Origin of the sequence: Curtobacterium phoenicis, from assembly GCF_047238015.1 — a bacterium.
Taxonomy (GTDB): Bacteria; Actinomycetota; Actinomycetes; order Actinomycetales; family Microbacteriaceae; genus Curtobacterium.
The window spans coordinates 179,125-199,737 of record NZ_JBDFLZ010000002.1 but is presented as its reverse complement, the minus strand read 5'-3'; the positions used below and the strand labels follow the sequence as shown (position 1 = coordinate 199,737).

The 20,613-nt window shown below is 72.6% G+C and carries 22 protein-coding genes; 15 read left to right on the top strand and 7 right to left on the bottom strand.

What is annotated here, in order from left to right:
- Positions 1-147: 147 nt before the first annotated feature.
- From ABC270_RS01005 to ABC270_RS00985, 5 genes are read left to right on the top strand one after another with little or no spacing between them, the layout of a single operon-like run.
- On the top strand, positions 148-2,640 hold the full coding sequence (locus ABC270_RS01005) for an ATP-binding protein (protein WP_412879070.1): 2,493 nt from the start codon (positions 148-150) through the stop codon (positions 2,638-2,640).
- Complete coding sequence (locus ABC270_RS01000; protein WP_412879069.1) at positions 2,637-3,338, top strand: response regulator; 702 nt, start codon at positions 2,637-2,639, stop codon at positions 3,336-3,338. The genes ABC270_RS01005 and ABC270_RS01000 overlap by 4 nt, the downstream gene beginning before the upstream one ends.
- Complete coding sequence (locus tag ABC270_RS00995; protein ID WP_412879068.1) at positions 3,335-3,787, top strand: GNAT family N-acetyltransferase; 453 nt, start codon at positions 3,335-3,337, stop codon at positions 3,785-3,787. The genes ABC270_RS01000 and ABC270_RS00995 overlap by 4 nt, the downstream gene beginning before the upstream one ends.
- Before the next feature lie 9 nt (positions 3,788-3,796).
- Positions 3,797-4,300: a GNAT family N-acetyltransferase gene (locus tag ABC270_RS00990; protein WP_412879067.1), complete on the top strand. Its 504-nt coding sequence runs from the start codon at positions 3,797-3,799 to the stop codon at positions 4,298-4,300.
- Entirely contained in the window at positions 4,297-5,037 is a 741-nt protein-coding gene (locus ABC270_RS00985) for an alpha/beta hydrolase (RefSeq protein WP_412879066.1), read from the top strand. Before ABC270_RS00990 ends, ABC270_RS00985 begins: the two co-directional genes overlap by 4 nt.
- Here ABC270_RS00985 and ABC270_RS00980 read toward each other — a convergent pair.
- Both ABC270_RS00980 and ABC270_RS00975 read right to left on the bottom strand, forming a co-directional pair.
- The gene (locus tag ABC270_RS00980) at positions 4,979-5,446 is read right to left on the bottom strand and encodes an NUDIX domain-containing protein (protein WP_412879065.1); all 468 of its coding nucleotides are present in this window, start codon (positions 5,444-5,446) and stop codon (positions 4,979-4,981) included. The genes ABC270_RS00985 and ABC270_RS00980 overlap by 59 nt on opposite strands.
- 76 nt (positions 5,447-5,522) lie before the next feature.
- A complete protein-coding gene (locus ABC270_RS00975) occupies positions 5,523-6,893 on the bottom strand; it encodes an APC family permease (protein ID WP_412879064.1) in 1,371 nt (456 codons plus the stop codon).
- A gap of 163 nt (positions 6,894-7,056) precedes the next feature.
- On the opposite strand from ABC270_RS00975, the gene ABC270_RS00970 reads away from it, so the two are divergent.
- The gene (locus tag ABC270_RS00970) at positions 7,057-7,824 is read left to right on the top strand and encodes an HAD family hydrolase (RefSeq protein WP_412879063.1); all 768 of its coding nucleotides are present in this window, start codon (positions 7,057-7,059) and stop codon (positions 7,822-7,824) included.
- Between the two features lie 66 nt (positions 7,825-7,890).
- Complete coding sequence (locus ABC270_RS00965; protein ID WP_412879062.1) at positions 7,891-10,401, top strand: glycoside hydrolase family 65 protein; 2,511 nt, start codon at positions 7,891-7,893, stop codon at positions 10,399-10,401.
- A gap of 48 nt (positions 10,402-10,449) precedes the next feature.
- On the opposite strand, the gene ABC270_RS00960 is transcribed toward ABC270_RS00965, so the two are convergent.
- Genes ABC270_RS00960 through ABC270_RS00950 form a run of 3 tightly spaced genes read right to left on the bottom strand, consistent with a single transcriptional unit; the run spans position 10,450 to position 11,659 of the window.
- A complete protein-coding gene (locus ABC270_RS00960) occupies positions 10,450-10,863 on the bottom strand; it encodes a VOC family protein (protein ID WP_412879061.1) in 414 nt (137 codons plus the stop codon).
- Entirely contained in the window at positions 10,860-11,375 is a 516-nt protein-coding gene (locus ABC270_RS00955) for a DUF1697 domain-containing protein (protein ID WP_412879060.1), read from the bottom strand. The genes ABC270_RS00960 and ABC270_RS00955 overlap by 4 nt, the downstream gene beginning before the upstream one ends.
- Before the next feature lie 20 nt (positions 11,376-11,395).
- Positions 11,396-11,659, bottom strand: coding sequence for a hypothetical protein (locus tag ABC270_RS00950; protein ID WP_412879059.1), 264 nt, complete (start codon positions 11,657-11,659; stop codon positions 11,396-11,398).
- A 150-nt stretch (positions 11,660-11,809) separates the two neighbouring features.
- Between ABC270_RS00950 and ABC270_RS00945 the strand changes: the two genes are divergently transcribed.
- Positions 11,810-12,271, top strand: coding sequence for a hypothetical protein (locus tag ABC270_RS00945; protein WP_412879058.1), 462 nt, complete (start codon positions 11,810-11,812; stop codon positions 12,269-12,271).
- A gap of 110 nt (positions 12,272-12,381) precedes the next feature.
- Here the strand turns inward: ABC270_RS00945 and ABC270_RS00940 are convergent, their stop codons facing one another.
- Positions 12,382-13,851, bottom strand: coding sequence for an NCS2 family permease (locus ABC270_RS00940; protein WP_412879057.1), 1,470 nt, complete (start codon positions 13,849-13,851; stop codon positions 12,382-12,384).
- A gap of 139 nt (positions 13,852-13,990) precedes the next feature.
- On the opposite strand from ABC270_RS00940, the gene folE reads away from it, so the two are divergent.
- From folE to ABC270_RS00915, 5 genes are all read left to right on the top strand, one after another.
- Positions 13,991-14,620: a GTP cyclohydrolase I gene (folE, locus tag ABC270_RS00935; protein WP_412879056.1), complete on the top strand. Its 630-nt coding sequence runs from the start codon at positions 13,991-13,993 to the stop codon at positions 14,618-14,620.
- On the top strand, positions 14,617-15,555 hold the full coding sequence (folP, locus tag ABC270_RS00930; RefSeq protein WP_412879055.1) for a dihydropteroate synthase: 939 nt from the start codon (positions 14,617-14,619) through the stop codon (positions 15,553-15,555). The genes folE and folP overlap by 4 nt, the downstream gene beginning before the upstream one ends.
- The gene (locus ABC270_RS00925) at positions 15,552-16,301 is read left to right on the top strand and encodes a pyrimidine reductase family protein (RefSeq protein ID WP_412879054.1); all 750 of its coding nucleotides are present in this window, start codon (positions 15,552-15,554) and stop codon (positions 16,299-16,301) included. The genes folP and ABC270_RS00925 overlap by 4 nt, the downstream gene beginning before the upstream one ends.
- Positions 16,302-16,428: 127 nt before the next feature.
- The gene (locus ABC270_RS00920; RefSeq protein WP_412879053.1) at positions 16,429-17,082 is read left to right on the top strand and encodes an HAD-IA family hydrolase; all 654 of its coding nucleotides are present in this window, start codon (positions 16,429-16,431) and stop codon (positions 17,080-17,082) included.
- 111 nt (positions 17,083-17,193) lie between these two features.
- Positions 17,194-17,739, top strand: a complete 546-nt coding sequence (locus ABC270_RS00915; protein ID WP_412879052.1) for a type 1 glutamine amidotransferase domain-containing protein — start codon at positions 17,194-17,196, stop codon at positions 17,737-17,739.
- Positions 17,740-17,866: 127 nt separating this feature from the next.
- Here the strand turns inward: ABC270_RS00915 and ABC270_RS00910 are convergent, their stop codons facing one another.
- Complete coding sequence (locus ABC270_RS00910; protein ID WP_412879051.1) at positions 17,867-18,433, bottom strand: molybdenum cofactor biosysynthesis protein; 567 nt, start codon at positions 18,431-18,433, stop codon at positions 17,867-17,869.
- Between the two features lie 88 nt (positions 18,434-18,521).
- Here ABC270_RS00910 and ABC270_RS00905 point away from each other — a divergent pair, with 88 nt between their 5' ends.
- Both ABC270_RS00905 and ABC270_RS00900 read left to right on the top strand, forming a co-directional pair.
- Positions 18,522-20,075, top strand: coding sequence for an AlkA N-terminal domain-containing protein (locus tag ABC270_RS00905; RefSeq protein WP_412879050.1), 1,554 nt, complete (start codon positions 18,522-18,524; stop codon positions 20,073-20,075).
- Positions 20,072-20,584, top strand: coding sequence for a methylated-DNA--[protein]-cysteine S-methyltransferase (locus tag ABC270_RS00900; RefSeq protein ID WP_412879049.1), 513 nt, complete (start codon positions 20,072-20,074; stop codon positions 20,582-20,584). Before ABC270_RS00905 ends, ABC270_RS00900 begins: the two co-directional genes overlap by 4 nt.
- Positions 20,585-20,613 lie beyond the last annotated feature (29 nt).

The window sequence follows — 20,613 nt, the reverse complement described above, 5'->3', positions numbered from 1 at the left end:
TGGTGCCGATCGCTCCCGCGCAATCGAAGTCACCTCGAACCGCGTCGAACCGTGGTGCGTACCGACTTCGGTGGTGCGGGGAGCATCGGCACCGCCCCGTCCACCACCGCCGCCCCGAACACGACCCCGACGCGAGAGGATGAGCACGTGAAGCGAGGCAAGCTGCGGGTCCTGCTCGGCGCCGCACCGGGCGTCGGCAAGACGTACACGATGCTCGAGGAAGGGCACCGGATGGCCGCCGAGGGCCGTGACGTGGTCGTCGCCGTCGTCGAGACCCACGACCGAGCCGCCACCGCCGCGCTGGTCCACGGGCTGGAGGTCGTCCCGCGCCGGGTCGTCGAACACCGCGGCGTCCAGCTCGACGACATGGACCTCGACGCCGTCCTCGCCCGGCAGCCCGACGTCGCGCTCGTCGACGAGCTCGCCCACACGAACGCCCCAGAGGGCCGGCACGAGAAGCGCTGGCAGGACGTCGAGGCGCTGCTCGCCGCGGGCATCAGCGTCATCTCCACCGTGAACGTGCAGCACATGCAGTCGCTCGGCGACGTCGTCCGCGAGATCACCGGGACCGTGCAGCGTGAGACCGTCCCCGACGCCGTCGTGCGTGCCGCCGACCAGATCGAGGTCGTCGACCTGTCCCCGGCAGCCCTGCGCGACCGGCTGTCCGACGGTCTGGTGTACCCGGCGGCGCGGATCGACGCGGCGCTCTCGAACTACTTCCGGCTCGGCAACCTGACCGCGCTCCGCGAGATCGCCCTGCTCTGGCTCGCGGACGAGGTCGACGACGCGCTCCGTGCGTACCGCGCCGAGCACGGCATCGACCACCGGTGGGAGGCCCGGGAGCGGGTCCTCGTCGCGCTGACCGGCGGACCGGAGGGCGAGACGCTGCTCCGGCGTGCGGCCCGCATCGCCGCGAGGAGCGCCGGGGGCGAGATCGCCGCCGTGCACGTCACGACGAACGACGGCCTCCGCGAACGGCACCCCGGCGCACTCGGCAAGCAGCGCGCGCTGCTCGAACAGCTCGGCGGCACCTACCACCAGGTGGTCGGCGACGACGTCCCGGGCACCCTCGTCCGGTTCGCACGGTCGATCGACGCCACCCAGATCGTCATCGGCGTCAGCCGGCGGACACGTCTCGCCGCCGCACTCACCGGACCGGGCATCGGCAACACGGTGATCCGCGAGTCCGGCGACATCGACGTGCACGTCGTCACGCACGAGCGGGCCGGCGGCGGGTTCGCCCTGCCCCGGCTCGGCGGCAGCCTGTCGCGCGGCCGGATCGTCGCCGCGTTCGTCCTGAGCCTCGTCGCCGGACCCCTGCTGACCTGGCTGCTCTCGCTCGGCAGCGATCCGGACGCCATCACCGTCGACGTGCTCGCCTACCAGCTGCTCGTGCTCGTCGTGGCGCTCGTCGGCGGCATGTGGCCCGCGGTGTTCGCCGCGGTGCTGTCCGGGCTGAGCCTCGACTTCTTCTTCGTGCAACCCCTCTACATGGTCACCGTCCAGCAGCCGTGGCACCTCGTGGCGCTCGTGATGTACGTCGTCAGCGCCGTGCTCGTGAGCTTCGTCGTCGACCGCTCTGCCCGACGCTCCCGTGCAGCGCGCCGTGCCGCAGCGGAGTCGGGGCTCCTCGTCGGCATCGCCGGCAGCGTCCTGCGCGGGGACGACGCCCTGCAGGCCCTGCTCGACCGCACCCGTGAGGCCTTCGGCTTTCAGGGCGTGCGGATCCGGCAGGGCGACGACGTCCCGGCCACGTCGGGGACGTTCGGCGACGCGCCGGACGCGACCACGAGCCTCCCGTCCGGCGCCGTGCTCGAGTTCGCGGGCGCACCCGACGACCCGACCCAGCGGCGGCTGCTGCGCGTCGTCGAGCAGCAGCTCGACGCGGCGGTGGAGCACCGTGAGCTGACACGGACGGCCGTGGACGCGGAGCGGATCGCGGCGGTGGACCGCGTCCGCAGCGCCATCCTCGCGGCCGTCGGCCACGACGTCCGGCGGCCGATCGCGGCCGCCTCGGCAGCCGTGCAGACCCTCCGGGCGGCGGACATCGAGCTGTCGGACGCCGACCGGGAGGCACTGCTCGCGACCGCCGACGAGAGCCTCGGACAGCTCGCGGTGCTGTTGGCGGACCTCCTCGACGTCAGCCGTGTGCAGGCCGGGGTCCTCGCGGTGCGCACCGTCCCCCTCGCGGTCGAGACGGTCGTCGCACCAGCGCTCGACGAACTCGAACTCGGGCCGGAGGACGTCGACCTCGACCTCCCCGCGGACCTGCCTCCCGTGCTCGCCGACCCCGTGCTGCTCCAGCGCGTCGTCGTGAACCTGCTCGCCAACGCCAGCCGGTACGCACCCGAGGGCACGCGGGTCCGTGTCGCCGCGAGCGCCTTCGGCGGCGGGGTCGAGCTCCGCGTCGCCGACCACGGGCCCGGCATCCCGGAGGACCGCCGCGGCGAGGTCTTCCAGCCGTTCCAGCGGCTCGGCGACACCGACAACGACACCGGACTCGGCCTCGGGCTGGCGCTCGCGCGCGGGTTCACCGAGGGTATGGGCGGCACGATCGAGGTCGACGACACCCCCGGCGGCGGCCTCACCGTCGTGGTGCGGCTGCCGATCGCCGGGCACGTGGGGGTGTCGGTCCTGTGAGCACCAAGGTCCTCATCGCCGACGACGACGCCCAGCTCGTCCGGGCGCTCGCCGTCACCCTCGCCGCCCGCGGGTACGACGTCGTCACCGCCCGGGACGGCCGCGCCGCGCTCGACGCGGTCATCACCGAACGGCCCGACCTCGTGCTGCTCGACCTCGGCATGCCCCGGCTGGACGGCATCGGCGTGCTCGAGGGGCTCCGCGCCTGGACGCAGGTGCCGGTGCTCGTGCTCTCCGGCCGGACCGACTCGTCCGACAAGGTCGACGCCCTCGACGCCGGCGCCGACGACTACGTGACGAAGCCGTTCCAGATGGACGAACTGCTGGCCAGGCTCCGGGCGCTCGGCCGTCGGCAGGCCGCGGTCGCAGCGTCCGCCGGGGGAGCGCCGACGGTGTCGATCGGCGACCTCGTCGTCGACCTCGTCGCGAAGCAGGTCACCCCGCCGAGCGGCCCGGCGATCCGTCTGACGCCCACCGAGTGGCGGTTGCTCAAGGTCCTCGTGACGAACCCGGACCGGCTCATGACCCGCGAGATGCTGCTCACCGAGGTGTGGGGCCCGACGCACGGGAACGACTCGGGGTACCTGCGGCTCTACATGGCGCAGCTCAGGCGGAAGCTCGAGCCGGACCCCGCGAACCCGCGCTACCTCGTGACGGAGTCGGGCATGGGGTACCGCTTCAGCCCCGGTCACCCGTGACGGAGCTCCACCCGGTCGGGGTGGCGGACGCCGAGGACGTGCGCGCGTTCCTGACGGCGAACGACCTCACCGTGGCGGGTCTCGGCGATCCCGGCGTGCGGCTGTGGGCGGTCCGCGACACGGCTGGCTCCGTCGTCGGATCCACCGGCTTCGAGACGTCGCCGGACGGGAGGCACGCCCTCCTCCGCAGCGTCGCCGTCGACCCGGCGTTCCGCGCCTCCGGCACCGGCACGCGGCTCGCGCGCTTCGCGATGGCGCAGGCGGCCTCGACGGGTGCCGGTCGTGCGTGGCTGTTCAGCCGACGGTCCGGGCCGTTCTGGCAGGCCCTCGGGTTCACCCCGGCGGACCGGGACGCCCTCGCGACGGCCTTGGCCGGCACCACCCAGGTCGCACTGTTCCGGTCGACCGGCCAGCTCGCCCAGGAGGTCGCGTGGAGCCGCCCGCTGTAGCGTCAGCGCGTGACGATCGAGCTCCGCCGGGTGACCGCCGACGACTGGGCCACGTGGCGCCCGGTCCGGCTCGCCGCGCTCGCCGACGCTCCCGACGCGTTCGGCTCCCGTCTGGTCGACTGGCAGGACGCGCCCGAGCACCGGTGGCGCACCCGACTCTCGCTGCCCGGTGCGGTGGACCTCCTCGCCGTGGACGCCGAGCGCGACCGCCCCGTCGGCATGGCGAGCGGCGTCCCCGATGCCGACGACCAGCACCGCGTCGAACTCATCTCGATGTGGGTCCATCCCGCAGCACGCGGCCGCGGCGTCGCTCGGCTGTTGATCGACGCGGTCGCCACCTGGGCGGTCGAGCACGGCGCACACGAGCTGGTGCTCTCCGTGATGCCGGACAACCTCGGCGCGCAGGAGACGTACGTCCGCACGGGCTTCGTCCACACGGCGGAGCCGGGCGAACCGCTGTCCGACGGCCGGCGCGAACGCGTCATGCGCCGAACACTGGAGGAACGACCGTGAACCGAGCACTCCGCACCACCGCCTGGGTCGTCGCCGTCGTCGTCCTGCTCGCCGTCGTGTTCCTCGTCTACGCGAACATCGTCATGCAGGGCACGCGCAGCGCGGCGCTGCAGGTCTGGCGCGACGACCGGGTGTCCGTCCGCGACGCCGGCGACTCGATCGTGATGACGCCGACCGGGCAGGCCGACGGCAAGGGCATCGTGTTCATCCCCGGCGCGAAGGTCGACCCGTACGCGTACATGGCGACGTTCCGTCAGGTGGTGGCGACCGGGACGACGGTGGTCATCACGAAACCGACGCTCAACCTCGCGTTCTTCGACACCCGGCCGCTCTCGACCTTCGAGGCGCACGCCCCGGAGGTCACGACGTGGGCCGTCGGCGGGCACTCCCTCGGCGGGGTCCGCGCCTGCCAGCTCGCGAAGGACGCCGACGGGCTGCTGCTCCTCGGGAGCTACTGCGCGAACGACATCAGCCGGTCGTACATCCAGGTCCTCAGCATCTCCGGCTCGCGCGACGGGCTCTCCACCCCGGCGAAGGTCGACGCAGCCCGGCACCTCCTGCCGTCCACCGCCACGATGGTCGAGATCCGGGGCTCGAACCACGCGGAGTTCGGTGCCTACGGCGACCAGCCCGGCGACCGTACGGCGACGATCTCCCCGGCCGAGGCCCGCTCCGAGATCAGCGCGGCGGTCGAGCGGTGGGTGCAGGCACTGCCCCCGGGGACCGGGCTGCGCTGACGGCCGTCCGCACCGCGTCGACGGCGAGCGCGGGCACGAGCCCGACCGTGCCCAGGTCGGCGATCGGCACCCACCTCGGCTCGTAGCGGTTCGTCGGCGTCGTCCGTTCCCGTTCCGGCGCGTCCGCGGCCAGCTCCGGCAGCCCCGGGCCGGTGTCGACGTGCAGGTACACGACGGGCGCAGCACGGTCGAGCCCGACGGGAAGCAGCGCGACCAGCTCGCCGTCGAGCCCGGTCTCCTCGCGCAGTTCGCGCAGGCAGGCCTGCTGTGGGGTCTCGCCGGGCTCGACGCCGCCGCCGGGCAGGACGGCGTACCGCCGTCCGTCGCGCTCGCGGAGGACGACGAGCACCCGGCCGTCGCGGACCGCCACGGCGGCCGCCCGGAGACGCACGGGGGTTGAGCCGGTCACGTGGTCACCGTACGCGGTCCGGTCGCGGTGATCCGTGCCTCCCGGCAGTCGCCCTGGAGGCACGGCGGCCGTACCGTCAGTCGGCCTGCGTGTCCTGCCGGTCGCGTCCGCGGCCCCGCGACCCGCGGCCCCCGGTGAGGCGCGCGACGAAGTACAGCACGACGCCGACGGCGAGCAGCAGTGCGGCGTACAGCCAGACCTGCCCGCTCTGCTGCGTGAGCAGCAGGACGCACGACGCGACGCCGAGGACGGGGACGAACGTCCACACCCGGAAGTGCTCGTGGTCCACGCGATCGCGGCGGAGCACGAGCACCGCGACGTTCGTGCTGATGAAGACGAACAGGAGCAGCAGCACGACCGTCTCGGCGAGCGTGCCGACGTCGCCGACCAGGGTGAGCAGCATCGCGACGACGGTGGTCGCGACGATCGCGGTCCACGGGGTCTTCCGGTTCGGCAGCACCTTCGCCAGCACGGTGGGCAGGAGCCGCTGCTCGGCCATCCCGTAGGTGACGCGGCTCGCCATGATCATCGTGAGCAGGGCGCCGTTCGCCACCGCGACGAGTGCGATCAGGCTGAACACCCAGTCCGGGATCGGCACGCCGGACGCGGACACCACGGCGAGGAGCGGGCCCGACGAGCCCGCGAGCGCGCTCGCGGGGAGCGCGATCGCGCTCGCCAGTCCGACGAGCACGTAGACGACGCCCGCCGTGGCGAGCGCGCCGAACAGGGCCCTCGGGTAGACGCGGCGGGGCTCGCGGACCTCCTCGGCGACGTTGGCGCTCGTCTCGAAGCCGACGAACGAGTAGTAGGCGACGATCGCGGCGCTCAGGGTCGCGAGTGCGGGGTTCGCGTCGGCCGGGAACGCCCCGATGCGGCTCACGTCACCGCCTCCGCCGCCGAGCATGACGGCCACGACGACGATCACGATGACGAGACCGGACACCTCGATGATCGTCATCACGACGTTGCTTTTAAGCGAGTCCGAGATGCCGCGGGCGTTCAGGCAGGCGACGAGCGCGAGGAACACGATCGCTGTGGGCACCGGCGGGAGGTCGACGAACGTCCCGAGGTAGTCGCCGGCGAAGGCCAGGGACAGGCCGGCGGCACTCGTGACCCCGGCGGCGAGCATGCTGAACCCGACGAGGAACGACACGAGCGGCACCTTGTACGCCCGCTCGGCGAACACCGCTGCGCCGCCGGCCTTCGGGTACTTCGTCACGAGTTCGGCGTAGGAGCCCGCGGTGAGCAGGGCCAGCAGCAGGGCGAGGACGAGCGGTGCCCAGAGCGCCCCGCCGACGTCCTCCGACAGCGTACCCATGAGGGCGTAGATGCCGGCGCCGAGGACGTCGCCGAGGATGAAGAGGTAGAGGAGCGGGCCGGTGATCGCCTGTCGGAGCTTCGAGTCCTGCCGTCCCGGAGCGGAGCGTTCCGCGGTGTCGCTGGTCATGGGGGTACCTTCCGTCCCCGTCAGGGTGTCGGACCGCTCCCGAGCGACTTCACCGGTCCGTCCGCATCGCGCGGAGTCCTGCACGCTCCGCTCTCGGTGAACTCTCTCCACACATCGGCGTCGCGCCTGGGTGCCCGGACGGGGGCGGTCCTAGAGTGGGCGCATGACCGCACCGGACCGGCCCACCCCCGCCCGCCTCGCGGATCAGCGCGCGCTGCTGTTCGACCTCGACGGAGTCCTCACACCGACCGCCGAGGTGCACATGCGTGCGTGGAGCCGCCTGTTCACGCCGTACCTCGCCGCGCACGGCGCCGCGCCGTACACGGAGCAGGACTACTTCGACCACATCGACGGCAAGCCCCGCTACGACGGGGTCCGGTCGCTGCTCACGTCGCGCGGCATCGACCTGCCCGAGGGCGCTCCCGACGACGACCCGTCGCTCGACACCGTGTGCGGCCTCGGCAACCGGAAGAACGCCGAGTTCACGGCCGAGCTCGAGGAGCACGGGGTCGAGCCGTACCCGGGTTCGTACCGGTTCCTCGTCGCCGCGATCGACGCCGGCTACTCGGTCGCCGTCGTGTCGAGCTCGGCGAACGCGGTGCCCGTGCTCCGGACCGCCGGGATCCTCGAACGCTTCCCCGTGATCGTCGACGGTCTGGTCGCCCGGCAGGACGCGCTCGAGGGCAAGCCGTCGCCGGACACCTACCTCGACGCGGCGAGCCGCTTCGGGCTCACCGCTGCCGAGTGCGTCGTGGTCGAGGACGCCACGAGCGGGGTCGAGGCCGGCCGCAACGGCGGCTTCGGGCTCGTCATCGGCGTCGATCGCGGGGCCGGTGCGGACGCACTGCGCGCCCACGGGGCGGACGTGGTGGTGGGAGACCTCGCCGACCTCGTCGACGACCTCCGCGCAGTCCCCTCCCCGGCGGCCTGACGGGTCGCGGCCGATCCCGGGCCGCGACGACACCCCCACACCTCTCCTCCCCCTCACCGGAGCAGCATGAACCCCATCACCTCGGACCCGCTCGACCGCGTCCGCTACCCGATCGACGAGTGGGCGCTCGTCGAGACCGAGTACACGCCCGACGAGCAGGGCGTGGCAGAGACGAACTTCGCGGTCGGCAACGGCTACCTGGGCCTCCGCGGCAACCTCGACGAGGGCCGCGGCGGCGTCCAGTACGGCACCTACGTCAACGGCTTCCACGAGACCTGGCCGATCCGGCACGCCGAGGACGCCTTCGGCTTCGCGAAGACCGGGCAGACGATCATCAACGCGCCGGACGCGAAGGTGATCCGGCTGTACGTCGACGACGAGCCGCTCGTCCTGGCCGAGGCGGACATCCTCCGGCACACGCGTCGCCTCGAGTTCCGCGGCGGGTACCTGTTCCGCGAGACCGAGTGGTCGACGCCGTCCGGCAAGCGGGTACTCATCCGGTCCCGTCGGCTCGTGTCGTTCACGGACCGGCACCTGGCCGTCATCGACTACGAGGTGACCGTGCTCGACGCGGACGCCTCGATCCTGCTCTCCAGCCAGATCCTCAACCGGCAGGACGTCCAGGACGAGTACCACGCCGGGATGCGTGCCGCTGCGAACGCCTTCGACCCGCGCAAGGCCGAGGCCTTCACCGAGCGCGTGCTCGAGCCGAAGCTCAAGCGCAGCACGGGTGCGCGGTCGCTCCTCGGGTACCAGGCGGCGAGCTCGGGCATGACGATCTGTGTCGGCGTCGAGCACCACCTCGAGACCGACAACTCGTGGGACGAGTCGTCCTCGATCGAGGACGACCTCGCCAAGCACGTCTACCGGGTGCAGGCGAAGGCGGGTGTCCCGATCCGCCTGGTGAAGAGCATCGTCTACCACACCTCCCGCGGTGTCCCGGCGCGGGAACTCGCCGATCGCTGCGACCGTACGCTCGACCGTGCGCACGCGGCGACCGTCGACGACGTCTTCGCCGCCCAGCGCGCGTGGATGGACGACTACTGGGCAAGGAGCGACGTCGAGATCGCCGGCAAGCCCGACCTCCAGCAGGCGGTCCGCTGGAACCTCTTCATGCTCGCGCAGGCCACGGCCCGGACCGACGGCCACGGCATCGCGGCGAAGGGCGTCACGGGCTCGGGCTACGGCGGGCACTACTTCTGGGACATGGAGATCTACGTCCTGCCGTTCCTGTCCTACACGGCACCGATCGTCGCCCGGAACGCGCTGCGGTTCCGCTACAACATGCTCGACGCGGCGCGGTCCCGAGCTCGCGAGCTGAACCAGCGCGGTGCCCTGTTCCCCTGGCGCACGATCAACGGGGAGGAGTCAAGCGCGTTCTACGCGGCGGGCACCGCGCAGTACCACATCGACGCCGACATCACCCACGCGCTCATGCAGTACGTCCGAGCATCGGGCGACAGCGAGTTCCTCAAGCGCGGCGCGATCGACATCCTCGTCGAGACCGCCCGCCTGTGGGAGGACCTGGGGTTCTGGCGCTCGAACGGTGACAAGAAGTTCCACATCGACGGTGTCACCGGCCCCGACGAGTACACGACGGTCGTCGACGACAACCTCTACACGAACGTCATGGCCCGGGCGAACCTCTGGTACGCCGTGCAGGCGTGCCGGGAGCTCGCCGCCGACGACCCGGAGGAGTACGGCCGGATGGTGCGGCGCACCGGGCTCGACGCTGCCGAGATCGCCGGCTGGGAGCACGCCGCCGAGTCGATGGAGATCCCGTTCGACCCGCACCGCGGCATCCACCCGCAGGACGCCCAGTTCCTCGACAAGGAGCTCTGGGACCTCGAGAACACGCCGGAGTCGAAGCGGCCGCTGCTGCTGCACTACCACCCGCTCGTGATCTACCGGTTCCAGGTGCTCAAGCAGGCCGACGTCGTGCTCGCGCTGTTCCTGCAGGGCCACGAGTTCACCGCCGCGGAGAAGCGTCGGGACTTCGACTACTACGACGCGCTGACCACGGGCGACTCGACCCTGTCCGCCGTGGTGCAGTCGATCATGGCGGCGGAGGTCGGCTACTGCGAGCTCGCGGTGCAGTACTTCCTGACGGCGCTCTACGTCGACCTGGCCGATCTGCACGGCAACACCACCGACGGCGTGCACATCGCGTCGACGGGCGGTGTCTGGGGCGCCCTGGTGAACGGCTTCGGCGGCATGCGCGACCACGGCGGCCGCATGACCTTCAACCCGCGGCTGCCGAGGGACTGGGAGCGCATCACCTACCGCATCACGGTCCGGGGCAACCGCGTGCGGGTCGACCTCGAGCAGGACACCCTCACGTTCACGATCGAGCAGGGCGACGGCTTCACGGTGTGGGTCCACAACCAGCAGTGGGACCTCTCCGCCGCTGAGCCCACGGTGGTGCCCCTGCCACACCAGGGGCCGCGCATGACCGGGCGGGCACCGACGACGAGCGACATCCAGGGCACGCTCCGTGCCGACGGGTCGGTCATCACCGCGTCGATCCCGACGATCTCGCTGGAGCGTGACCTCGAGCCGGACGACCAGACGGCGTAGCGCCGCGGCGGGCGGGAGGCACGGCGGGCGTCCGCCACGTCGCCGCCGTCAGCGGTCGGCCGCCACCAGTTCGACCTTCAGCCGCTCGGCGTCCTCGAGGAACGCCGCGTGGTGGTCCGGTCCGCCGGCGAACGGGTGGCGGTCGGCGTAGAGGGGCGACCACCCGTGCGCCGGGGCTGCCTGCCAGAGGCGGTCGACGTCCGCCGGGCTGCCGGCGTGGAACGCGAGGTGGCTCAGGCCGGGTCGGCGCCGGTCGTGCGCACCGACGAGCGGTGCCGCTTCGAGCACGACGTACGTCCCGCCCGCGGTCCAGCTCCGGCCGCCGTCCCATCGCTGGTACGGCTGGTACCCGAGCTCGCCGAGCAGCCATCCCCAGGTCGGGACGGCTCGGTCGAGGTCGGCGACCCGGAGCTCGACGTGGTGCAGCGTGCCACGGCGGGGGCCACCGGTGGTGCCGGTCACAGGAGCTTCCGCAGCGTGTTCGTGTTCCGCGTCGTGGTCGTGCGCCTGAACCGGGCGGCTCCGGCGCGCTTCGCGAAGACCGTGTCGGTGCTCGAGCCCTTCGGGCAGGACCAGTACACGACGCCCTCGCCCCGAGCGACCCGTTCCACCGAGCCGTCGAGCGTGAGGTCGGCCAGCAAGTCGTCGAGGGCCGGGGGCTCGGACGCGAAGACGACGTAGTCGTGTCGGTCGGGTGCGGCGGAGAAGGGGAACCCGGCCATGATGCCCGCGAGGTCGTCGTGTCGGAGCAGGACGATCCAGGCGTCGTAGCCGAACCGGTCCCGGAGGGCCTGCTCGACGGTGCTCTTCACGTGCGCGGCGCTGCCGGCGGCGGTGAACACGACGTTGCCCGACGCGAGCACCGTCCGGACGTCCTCGTGTCCGAGTCCGCGGAAGGTCTCGGCGAGGTCCGCGTTCCGGATGGTGATGCCGTTCACGTTGACGCCGCGGAGCAGCGCGATCCACCTGGTCATGCCCGGACCGTAGCGCGCGGTCACGTCCACGTCCGCGCGACGCCCCATCCGCCGCCCTCCGGCACGATGTCGAGGACCAGCGTCTCGCCGTCCTCCGCGGTCGCCTGGAACCGCCACCCGACGGTCCGCTCGGGTGCGTGTGTGATCGCGGTGGGCAGCTCTGCACGGGTGACGGTGAGTCGGGTCGGTGTGTCCGTGACGCGCCAGCGGCGGCCGGACCACACCAGCCGCTCGGGGACGCCCGCGGTCCACCAGACCGTCGCGGCCGTGTCGATGATCATCACGATGACCTCCTGCTGTTCGAACGTGTGTTCGAATGGTAGGCCACGTCCGTGCACTCGGCAACGGCACGGTGCGGTGCGCGGACGGCTGGTCCGGCGTCGGGGGACACCCACCTCGGAGGGGCCGGAGCGGTCATCCGGTAGACGAGAGCCATGACGGATCAGGACCACGACGACCAGGGCCCCGACGCAGCGCACCAGGTGCCCGAGGGGGTGTCCGAGGCGACCGTCGAGGCCCTCGGGACGCTGTCCGCGGCGCTCGAGGTGATCGAGCACGCCCGGGGCCTCCTGTACGGCTTCCACCGCCTCACCGGCAAGGCCGACCTCGACCTCGGCGACGCCGTCGAACAGCTCCGGAAGGCGGGGCACACCGACCTCGCGGACCGGATCGCCACCGAGCTCGTCGGCCGCAACGTCATCGCCGGCCGGTGGACCTTCCAGATCATGGAGGACTACGACGACGGCTACTACGCGCTCGCCAAGGAGCTCGAGCAGACCGCGCGCGACCAGCTCGTCGGCGGGAAGCGCCACCTGTTCGAGGCGAGCATGAAGGAGGACCGGCGCACGCAGGGCCGACGCCACCACGAGGCCCGGCCGGCCGACCTGCCGGACTGAACCCGGGCCTCCCGGCCAGCCGAACGCGAAAGCGACAGTTTCCTGGGATCTGATCGCAGGAAACTGTCGCTTTCGTGGAGCAGTCCGGGAGCTCGCCCCCGCCGCCGGCGCTAGCCGACGCCGAGCAGCGCCTCCAGCGGCCCGCGGGCGAAGTACAGCAGGAAGCCGAACGCGACGACGTACAGCAGCCACGAGACCTCGCGACCGCGGCCGGACAGCAGCTTGATGAGCACCCAGCTGATGAAGCCCGCACCGATGCCGTTCGCGATCGAGTAGGTCAGCGGCATCACGACGATCGTCAGGAACGCCGGCAGCGCCGACCCGAAGTCCGTCCACGAGATGTCCGCGACCTGCGCGACCATGAGCGCACCGACGACGACGAGCCCGGCGGCGGCGACCTCGAGCGGGACGACCTGCGTCAGCGGCGTGAGGAACATCGACGCCAGGAACAGCAGACCGGTCACGACCGATGCCATGCCCGTCCGGGCACCCTCACCGATGCCGGACGCCGAGTCGATGAAGACGGTGTTGGACGACACCGAGGCGCCACCGCCGGCGATCGCCCCGACGCCCTCGACGACGAGCGCCGACTTGAGCCGCGGGAACGTGCCGTCGGGGTGGGCGACGCCGGCGGCCTTCGCGAGCCCCGTCATCGTGCCCATGGCGTCGAAGAAGTTCGTGAAGACGAGGGTGAAGACGAGCATCGACGCGGCGAGCGGCCCGATGCGGCTGAAGGCGCCGAAGTCGAAGTGGCCGACGAGCGACAGGTCCGGCACGGCGAACAGGGCGGACGGGAGACCCGGGGCGTTGAGGTTCCAGCCGGTCTTCGACTCCACCGACGTCGGCACCTGGAAGATCGCCTGCAGGATGATCGCGATGATCGTCGTCGCCACGATGCCGATGAGCAGGGCGCCCTTCACGCGACGGGCCATCAGCGTGCCGATGATGACGAGGCCGATGAGGAACACGATCGTCGGGAGTGCTCCGACGGAGCCGTCCTCACCGAGCTGCAGCGGCGGCGAGGCGATCCCCGAGGACCGGACGAACCCGGAGTCGACGAGGCCGATGAACGCGATGAAGAGGCCGATGCCGACCGTGATCGCGGCCTTGAGCTGCGCCGGCACGGCCGTGAAGATCATCGTCCGGATCCCGGTCAACGCGAGGATCACGATGATGACGCCGTTGATGACGACGAGCCCCATGGCCTCGGCCCAGGTGACCTGGTGCACGACGCTCACGGCGAGGAACGAGTTGATGCCGAGTCCGGCCGCGATGCCGAACGGCAGGTTCGCGATCACCCCCATGGCGATGGTCATCAGGCCGGCGACGAGGCCGGTGGCCGCCGCGACCTGCGCGTTCTGCAACCAGCCTCCGTCGACGTCCTTCGCGGCCTGCGCCGCGCTGAACCCCCCGAGGATGAGCGGGTTGAGGATGACGATGTAGGCCATCGTCACGAAGGAGACGAGACCACCACGGATCTCTCGGGGGATCGTCGACCCGCGGCTCGTGATCGAGAAGTAGCGGTCGAGGCCGGATGCGAAGCGGTTCCGGGGCGGCGTTTCGGTCTGCTGGGCGCTCACCGGACGAGTTTACAGAACGCTGGGAGCGCGGCGCGTCGCGCCGGGGGCGTCGGCCGGGAGGCACGGGTCGCCTGGCCGGGGTACGTCACCTCGGGTGCCCGCTCGCGATCTGCGGCCAGTGACGGTGTTGGATGAGGACGTGAACGAACGACTGGACCGCGCGCGGATCGAAGCCGCCGTGCGCGAGCTCCTCCTCGCGGTCGGGGACGATCCCGACCGCCCCGAGCTCGCCCGGACCCCTGCCCGTGTGGCGGACTCCTACGCGGAGTTCTTCTCCGGCATCGGGACCGACGCCGTCGCGATCGCGAGGAACGGTGTCGTGCACGCCGAGGACGGCGACCGCGGTCAGCTCGTCGTCGTCCGGGACGTGAAGTTCCGCTCGATGTGCGAGCACCACCTGCTGCCCTTCATCGGGGTCGCCCACCTCGCGTACGCACCGGGCGACCAGCTCATCGGCCTCGGCACGCTCTCGCGCGTGCTCGACGCCGTGGCCTCGCGCCCGCAGCTGCAGGAACGGCTCGGCGAGCAGGTCGCCGCCACGGTCGCCGAGGGCCTGGACGCCACGGGCGTGCTCGTCGTCCTCGACGCCCAGCACCAGTGCGTGACGACCCGCGGCGAGCGGCAGACGGGCTCGACGACGGTGACGGTCGCCGCCACCGGGACCCTCGCGACGCCGGTCGGACGAGCCGAGGCGATCGCGCTCATCGGTGCGGGGATCGGGACGGCGGGCGGCCCGACCGCCGGGGCCGACCACGGGGCGGACGCATGACCACCGAGCAGCGCGAACCGAGCCTCCAGGCCCAGGCGACCGGACCCGGCTGGGTGGTGCCCGACCTGCGCGACCCGGTCCGCACCATCGGCCGCCGCACGTTCGACTTCGACCACCGTGTGGCCGTGATGGCGATCGTCAACCGCACACCGGACTCGTTCCACGACCAGGGTGCGACGTTCGCGCTCGACCAGGCCGTGGCCGCCGCGGTCCGCGCCGCCGAGCAGGGCGCCGACTGGGTCGACATCGGCGGCGTGAAGTTCGCCCCGGGCCCGGAACTCTCCGCCGCCGACGAACTTGACCGGGTCCTGCCGGTGGTGACGCAGCTCGCGCAGGAGTCCGACGTCGTCATCTCGGTGGACACCTTCCGCCCCGAGGTCGCCGAGGCCACGATCGCCGTCGGCGCCAGTGTCGTCAACGACACCACCGGCCTGTCCGACCCGCGGATGGCCGCGGTCGTGGCGGACTCCGACGCGACGATCGTCATCACCCACTCGACGGCTCCGCCCCGGCAGCACCTGCCCGAACCGCCGCACTACGACGACATCGGCCGCGAGGTCGTCGACTTCCTGCAGGAGCGCGTCGACCGCGCGCTCGCCGCGGGCATCCCGGAGTCGCGGATCATCGTCGACCCCGGGCACGACCTCAACAAGAACACCGTGCACACCCTCGAGCTCACGCGTCGACTGCCGGAGGTCGTGGCGCTCGGCTACCCGGTGCTCGCGGCGGTGTCGAACAAGGACTTCGTGGGGGAGTCGCTCGGTCGACCGCGTGGCGAGCGACTCTCCGGGTCGTTGGCCGCCGCCACCGTCAGCGCGATGCTCGGTGCGCGGATCGTCCGGATGCACGACGTCGTGGAGAGCGTCGACGCGATGCGCATGGTCGAGGCGGTCCTCGGCTGGCGCGAACCCGTGGAAGCGAGGCACAACACGTGAACACCGTCCCCCCGGTCGTCCTGGCCGCGATCGGTGACCAGAGCGACGACGACCTGCTCGAGCTCTACGCCGACGGCGTCCCCGACGGGCCCTGGCTCCGTGTGAACTTCGTGACGACGCTCGACGGCTCGGCCTCGGCCGGTGGTCGGACGGCGGACCTCGGCGGTGACGACGACCTCCGCGTGTTCGACCTGCTGCGCCGCACGGCCGACGTGGTCCTCGTCGCCGCCGGCACCGTCCGCGACGAGGAGTACGGGCCGATGGTCCTGCACGACGCCGACGTCGAGTGGCGTCGAGCGCACGGCATGCCCGACCACCCGGTGTTCGCGATCGTCACCGGCTCGGCGGGCCTCGACCCGTCATCGCGGGTCTTCACCGACGCGCCGGTCCGTCCGGTCGTGCTGACCTCGGCGTCCGGCGCATCGTCGGAGCGGGGTCGGGCGCTCGCCGCGGTCGCCGACGTCGTGGCGTGCGGGGACGACTCCGTGGACGTGGTCGCCGTCGTGCGGGCACTGGCCGACAGGGGCTTGGAGCGGATCCACTGCGAGGGCGGTCCGTCGTTCTTCGGGGCGCTCATCGCGGCGGACCTCGTCGACGAGCTGACACTCACCGTGGACCCGACGCTCGAGGGCGGGGACGGGCCTCGCATCGCCACGGGCTCGTCCCCGGAGCTGCGTCGGATGCGGCCGACGCACGTCCTGCTCGGCGACGGCGGGGTGCTGCTGACCCGGTACGTGCGCGCCTGACGCGTGCGCGAGCGGCGGCGTCGCGCGATGCCGAGTCTCGTGCTGCGCGACGCTCCTCGCGCTCCGGAGCGCGAGGACCGTCGCCCACCCCGGGTCTCGGGCCGCGGCGGCCGCTAGGGTCGGGCGTGTGATCGACGTCGTGGTGTCCGGGGTCCTGTTCGACATGGACGGGACGCTCGTCGACTCGACCGCGGTCGTCGAGGCGGCCTGGACCCGGTTCGGCGCGGAGCACGGACTCGACCCGGTCGAGATCCTCGGCTTCTCGCACGGCCGCCAGACGATCGACACGATCCAGCGCTTCCTGCCCGGCCTGCCACGTGCCGAGCAGCAGGTGATCGTCGACACGATGATCGCCGCCGAGATCGACCACGTCGAGGGCATCGTCGAGGTCCCCGGCGCCGGCGCGTTCGTCCGGCGGCTGCAGGACGTCGGCGTGCCGGTCGCCCTCGTCACCAGTGCGCCGCGGGAACTCGCCGTGAAGCGCATGATCGCTGCCGGTGTCCCCGTCCCCGACGCCCTCGTGCCCTCCGAGGACGCCGAGCGGAGCAAGCCACACCCGGAGGGCTACCTCCGCGGTGCCGCGCTGCTCGCGGTGCCGGCCGAGGCGTGCCTCGCGTTCGAGGACGCCCCCGCCGGGATCGAGGCCGCGCTCGCCTCCGGGGCGACCACGGTCGTCGTGGGCACCCTCGAGGCTGACGTCACGACCGGCCTCCCGCGGATCGCGGGGTACGACGGGCTGACCGTCGAGCGCGAGGGATCCGCTTTCCGCATCCGCGGCTGACCGCAGCCCCCGCGAAGCTGTGCGGAGCCTCCCGACTGCGAGCGTGTCCAGCGCGCCGGGACGACCGTGGTCACCTGCGGCCGGAACCACCGGGCCGCGGAAGGAGTCACCATGGCAGCCCTCGACGGCAAGAAGATCCTCGTCATCGCGACGAACTACGGCGTGGAGCAGGACGAGATCGTCGTCCCCACCGAGCAGCTCCGTGAGCGCGGTGCGGACGTGACCGTCGCGGCGCAGGAGTCCGGCTCGATCCAGACCCTCGTCGGCGACAAGGACCCGGGCAAGTCGGTCGACAGCGACACCACCATCGGCAGTGTCAGCGGTGCGGGCGACTACGATGCACTCGTCGTCCCCGGCGGCACGATCAACGCGGACACCATCCGCCAGGACGCCGACGCGGTCGCGCTCGTCTCGGCCTTCGCCGATGCCGGCAAGCCCGTCGCGGCGATCTGCCACGGCCCGTGGACCCTCATCGAGGCCGGGGTCGTGTCCGGGAAGACCCTCACGTCCTTCCCGTCGCTGCAGACCGACGTCCGGAACGCCGGTGGCGAGTGGGTCGACCAGGAGGTCCAGGTCGACGGCGGCCTCATCACCTCCCGGAACCCCGACGACCTGCCCGCGTTCGTCGACGCGATCGAGCACGCGCTCACGGCCTGAGACCCCTCGCCCCGAGACTCGGCTCGGCGGACACCGCGCGGCCGTCGGCAGCGCGGAACAGTCCGCGGAGCCGAGTCTCGGCGTGCGACGTGGTGCGCCCAGGACAGCGGCGCGGCGCCTGACGCCCTCAGGTCAGCGCCACGGGCACCGCGGTCCACAGTGTCGCGGGTCCGACGGTGAGCACCCCGTCGGTCTCCGGGTCGCACCGGACCCCCGCCCGTCCGCGCATCGCCCGGAACGCGCCCGGAGCCACCTCGTGGTCCATCCACGCGCACGGGTTCGCCGGGCGGTACCCGCGGAACCGCACGACCCCCTGCCCGGAGTCGAGCGCGAACGGCTGCCCGCGGAGCGCCTCGACCTCGGCGCCGCGGAGGAACACGTTCCGTCGGGTCGCCACCGGGTCGACGACCGCGTCGAGGGAACGCGCGACGTCCTCGAGGCCCTCGAGCCCGACCACCGTGACGCTCGCGTGCACGTGGGCCCGCGCCGCGAAGTAGCGGTCGCCGACGATGCCGAGCCCCGCCCGCAGCTCGACGCGGTCCCGCAGCTCAGGCGTCGACGGATCGGCCGGCAGCGCGCCGTCGGCCGGACGCCCCTCGTACCGGTGCCGGGGTGACGCGAGCAGCAGCGCGACCACGACGTCGGTGCGGCAGGGCAGCCCGTCGGGCGCGACCAGGTCGTCGGCAGAGGTCATGCGGCCAACGCTAGCCGTGCCTCCCGGCCGTCACTGCCGTGTCCGATTCCCGCCAGTCGATGTCGGTGAGCCGTGCGACGCTGGACCCATGTCCACCACCGCAGCCGACACGCTGCACGCCGAGCGGTACCGCGCCGTCGCCTCGCGCGACGCGCGGTTCGACGGCCAGTTCGTCACCGCCGTGCACTCCACCGGCATCTACTGCCGCCCGTCGTGCCCCGCACGCACGCCGCGCGAGACCGGCGTGACCTTCTTCCGGACCAGCGCCGCCGCACACCTCGCGGGCTTCCGCGCCTGCAAGCGCTGCCTGCCCGAGGCGACCCCCGGCAGCCCCGAGTGGGACCTCCGCGAGGACGTCGCCGGCCGTGCCATGCGCCTCGTCCTCGACGGCGTCGTCGAGCGCGAGGGCGTGCCCGGCCTCGCGGCCCGCGTCGGCTACTCCGAGCGGCAGCTCGGCCGCATCATGACCGCCGAACTCGGCGCCGGGCCGAAGGCGCTCAGCCGCGCGCACCGGGCGCAGACCGCCCGGGCGCTCCTCACCTCGTCGGACCTGCCGATCGCCGACGTCGCGTTCGCGGCCGGCTTCGCGAGCGTCCGCCAGTTCAACGACACCGTGCGCGAGGTCTTCGCCGTCACACCGTCCGAGCTCCGCGCCCGTCGCACCCTCCGACCGGTCGCCGACGGCACGCTGCACGTCCACCTGCCGGCCCGCGCGCCGTTCGACGTGCAGGGACTCCTCGAGTGGCACGCGCTGCACGCGCTGCCCGGCGCCGAGCAGGTGGACGTGGACCCCGACGGTCGGGTCACCGCGTACGGGCGGCTGGTCACACTGCCGGGAGGCACGGGCTGGTTCCGCGCGACGGCCGCCGCCGGGCGGGCGGTCGGCATCGACCTGCAGGTGCGGGTCGAGGACCTGTCGGACCTCCCTACGCTGGTCGCGCGCGTGCGCGCGCTGTTCGACCTCGACGCCGACCCCACCGCGGTCGACTCGGTCCTCGCCACCCTCCCCGAGCTCGCGCCGGCGGTGGAACGGGTACCCGGCATCCGACTCCCCGGCACCGTGGACGCGCACGAGGTCCTGATCCGCACGCTCATCGGGCAGCAGGTCTCGGTCGCGGCGGCACGCACGGCGCAGACCCGGCTCGTCGCTGCCCTCGGAGGACCGGCGCCGGAGTCGGTGCTCCCCGGCGGGCGGCTCTTCCCCACGGCGGACGTGGTCGCCGAGCGCGGCGGGACGGTGCTCCGCGGCCCCGGTGCCCGGGTGCAGACGATCCTCCGTGTCGCCGCCGCGCTCGCCGACGGGTCGCTCGTGGTCGACGCCGGGCAGTCGGTGCACGAGCTGCGCGCCGGACTCCTCGCCGTGAAGGGCATCGGGCCGTGGACGGCGGACTACGTGGCACTCCGCGTGCGCCACCACCCCGACGTGTTCCTGCACAGCGACCTCGCGGTGCGGAACGGTGCACAGGAACTCGGGTTGCCCGGTGCAGTGCGCGAGCTCTCCCTACGGTCGGAGCAGGTGGCGCCGTGGCGGAGCTACCTGACGATGCACTGCTGGCGACCGATCGTCGACCGCGCGATGGCGACGGCCGGCGTCAGCCACATGACGACCGCGGCTGCCGCCGCACGGAAGGACGAACGATGACCGACGCGACCATCCAGACGCTGGACACCCCCGACGGCGCCTTCACCGTGCTCGAGGACTCCGAGGGCCGGGTGCTCGCATCCGGCTGGACGGACTCCGTCGACCAGATCATCGGCCGACTGGCCGAGCGGGACCGGCCCGAGCGGGTGGTCGACGGACGGGTCGCCTCCGCCGATGCCGTCGACGCGTTCTACGCGGGCGAGGTCGAGCACGCCATGCAGGTACCGGTCCGGCAGTCCGGCACCGAACTGTTCACCGAGGGGTGGCGGCAGCTCCGGCGCATCCCGGCCGGCGCGGTGCTGACCTACCGGGAGTTCGCCGCGGCGATGGGGCGACCGGATGCGGTCCGGGCTGCCGCGAGCGTCTGTGCGCGGAACGCCCCGGCGCTCTTCGTGCCGTGCCACCGGGTGCTCCGGAGCGACGGGACGCTCGGCGGGTTCGCGTGGGGGCTCGACGTCAAGCGGTCGCTGCTCGAGCGGGAGTCGGTGGGGACGACGGCGCTCGTCTGAGGGCTGCACCGCCGGTTCCTCCCCCTGGT

Bases quoted from the DNA above. Each gene is read 5' to 3' on its own strand.
- ABC270_RS00975 (WP_412879064.1), bottom strand. From the start codon at position 6,893: ATGACCAGCGACACCGCGGAACGCTCCGCTCCGGGACGGCAGGACTCG.
- ABC270_RS00970 (WP_412879063.1), top strand. From the start codon at position 7,057: ATGACCGCACCGGACCGGCCCACCCCCGCCCGCCTCGCGGATCAGCGC.
- ABC270_RS00965 (WP_412879062.1), top strand. From the start codon at position 7,891: ATGAACCCCATCACCTCGGACCCGCTCGACCGCGTCCGCTACCCGATC.
- ABC270_RS00955 (WP_412879060.1), bottom strand. From the start codon at position 11,375: ATGACCAGGTGGATCGCGCTGCTCCGCGGCGTCAACGTGAACGGCATC.
- ABC270_RS00945 (WP_412879058.1), top strand. From the start codon at position 11,810: ATGACGGATCAGGACCACGACGACCAGGGCCCCGACGCAGCGCACCAG.
- folP (WP_412879055.1), top strand. From the start codon at position 14,617: ATGACCACCGAGCAGCGCGAACCGAGCCTCCAGGCCCAGGCGACCGGA.
- ABC270_RS00915 (WP_412879052.1), top strand. From the start codon at position 17,194: ATGGCAGCCCTCGACGGCAAGAAGATCCTCGTCATCGCGACGAACTAC.
- ABC270_RS00910 (WP_412879051.1), bottom strand. From the start codon at position 18,433: ATGACCTCTGCCGACGACCTGGTCGCGCCCGACGGGCTGCCCTGCCGC.
- ABC270_RS00905 (WP_412879050.1), top strand. From the start codon at position 18,522: ATGTCCACCACCGCAGCCGACACGCTGCACGCCGAGCGGTACCGCGCC.
- ABC270_RS00900 (WP_412879049.1), top strand. From the start codon at position 20,072: ATGACCGACGCGACCATCCAGACGCTGGACACCCCCGACGGCGCCTTC.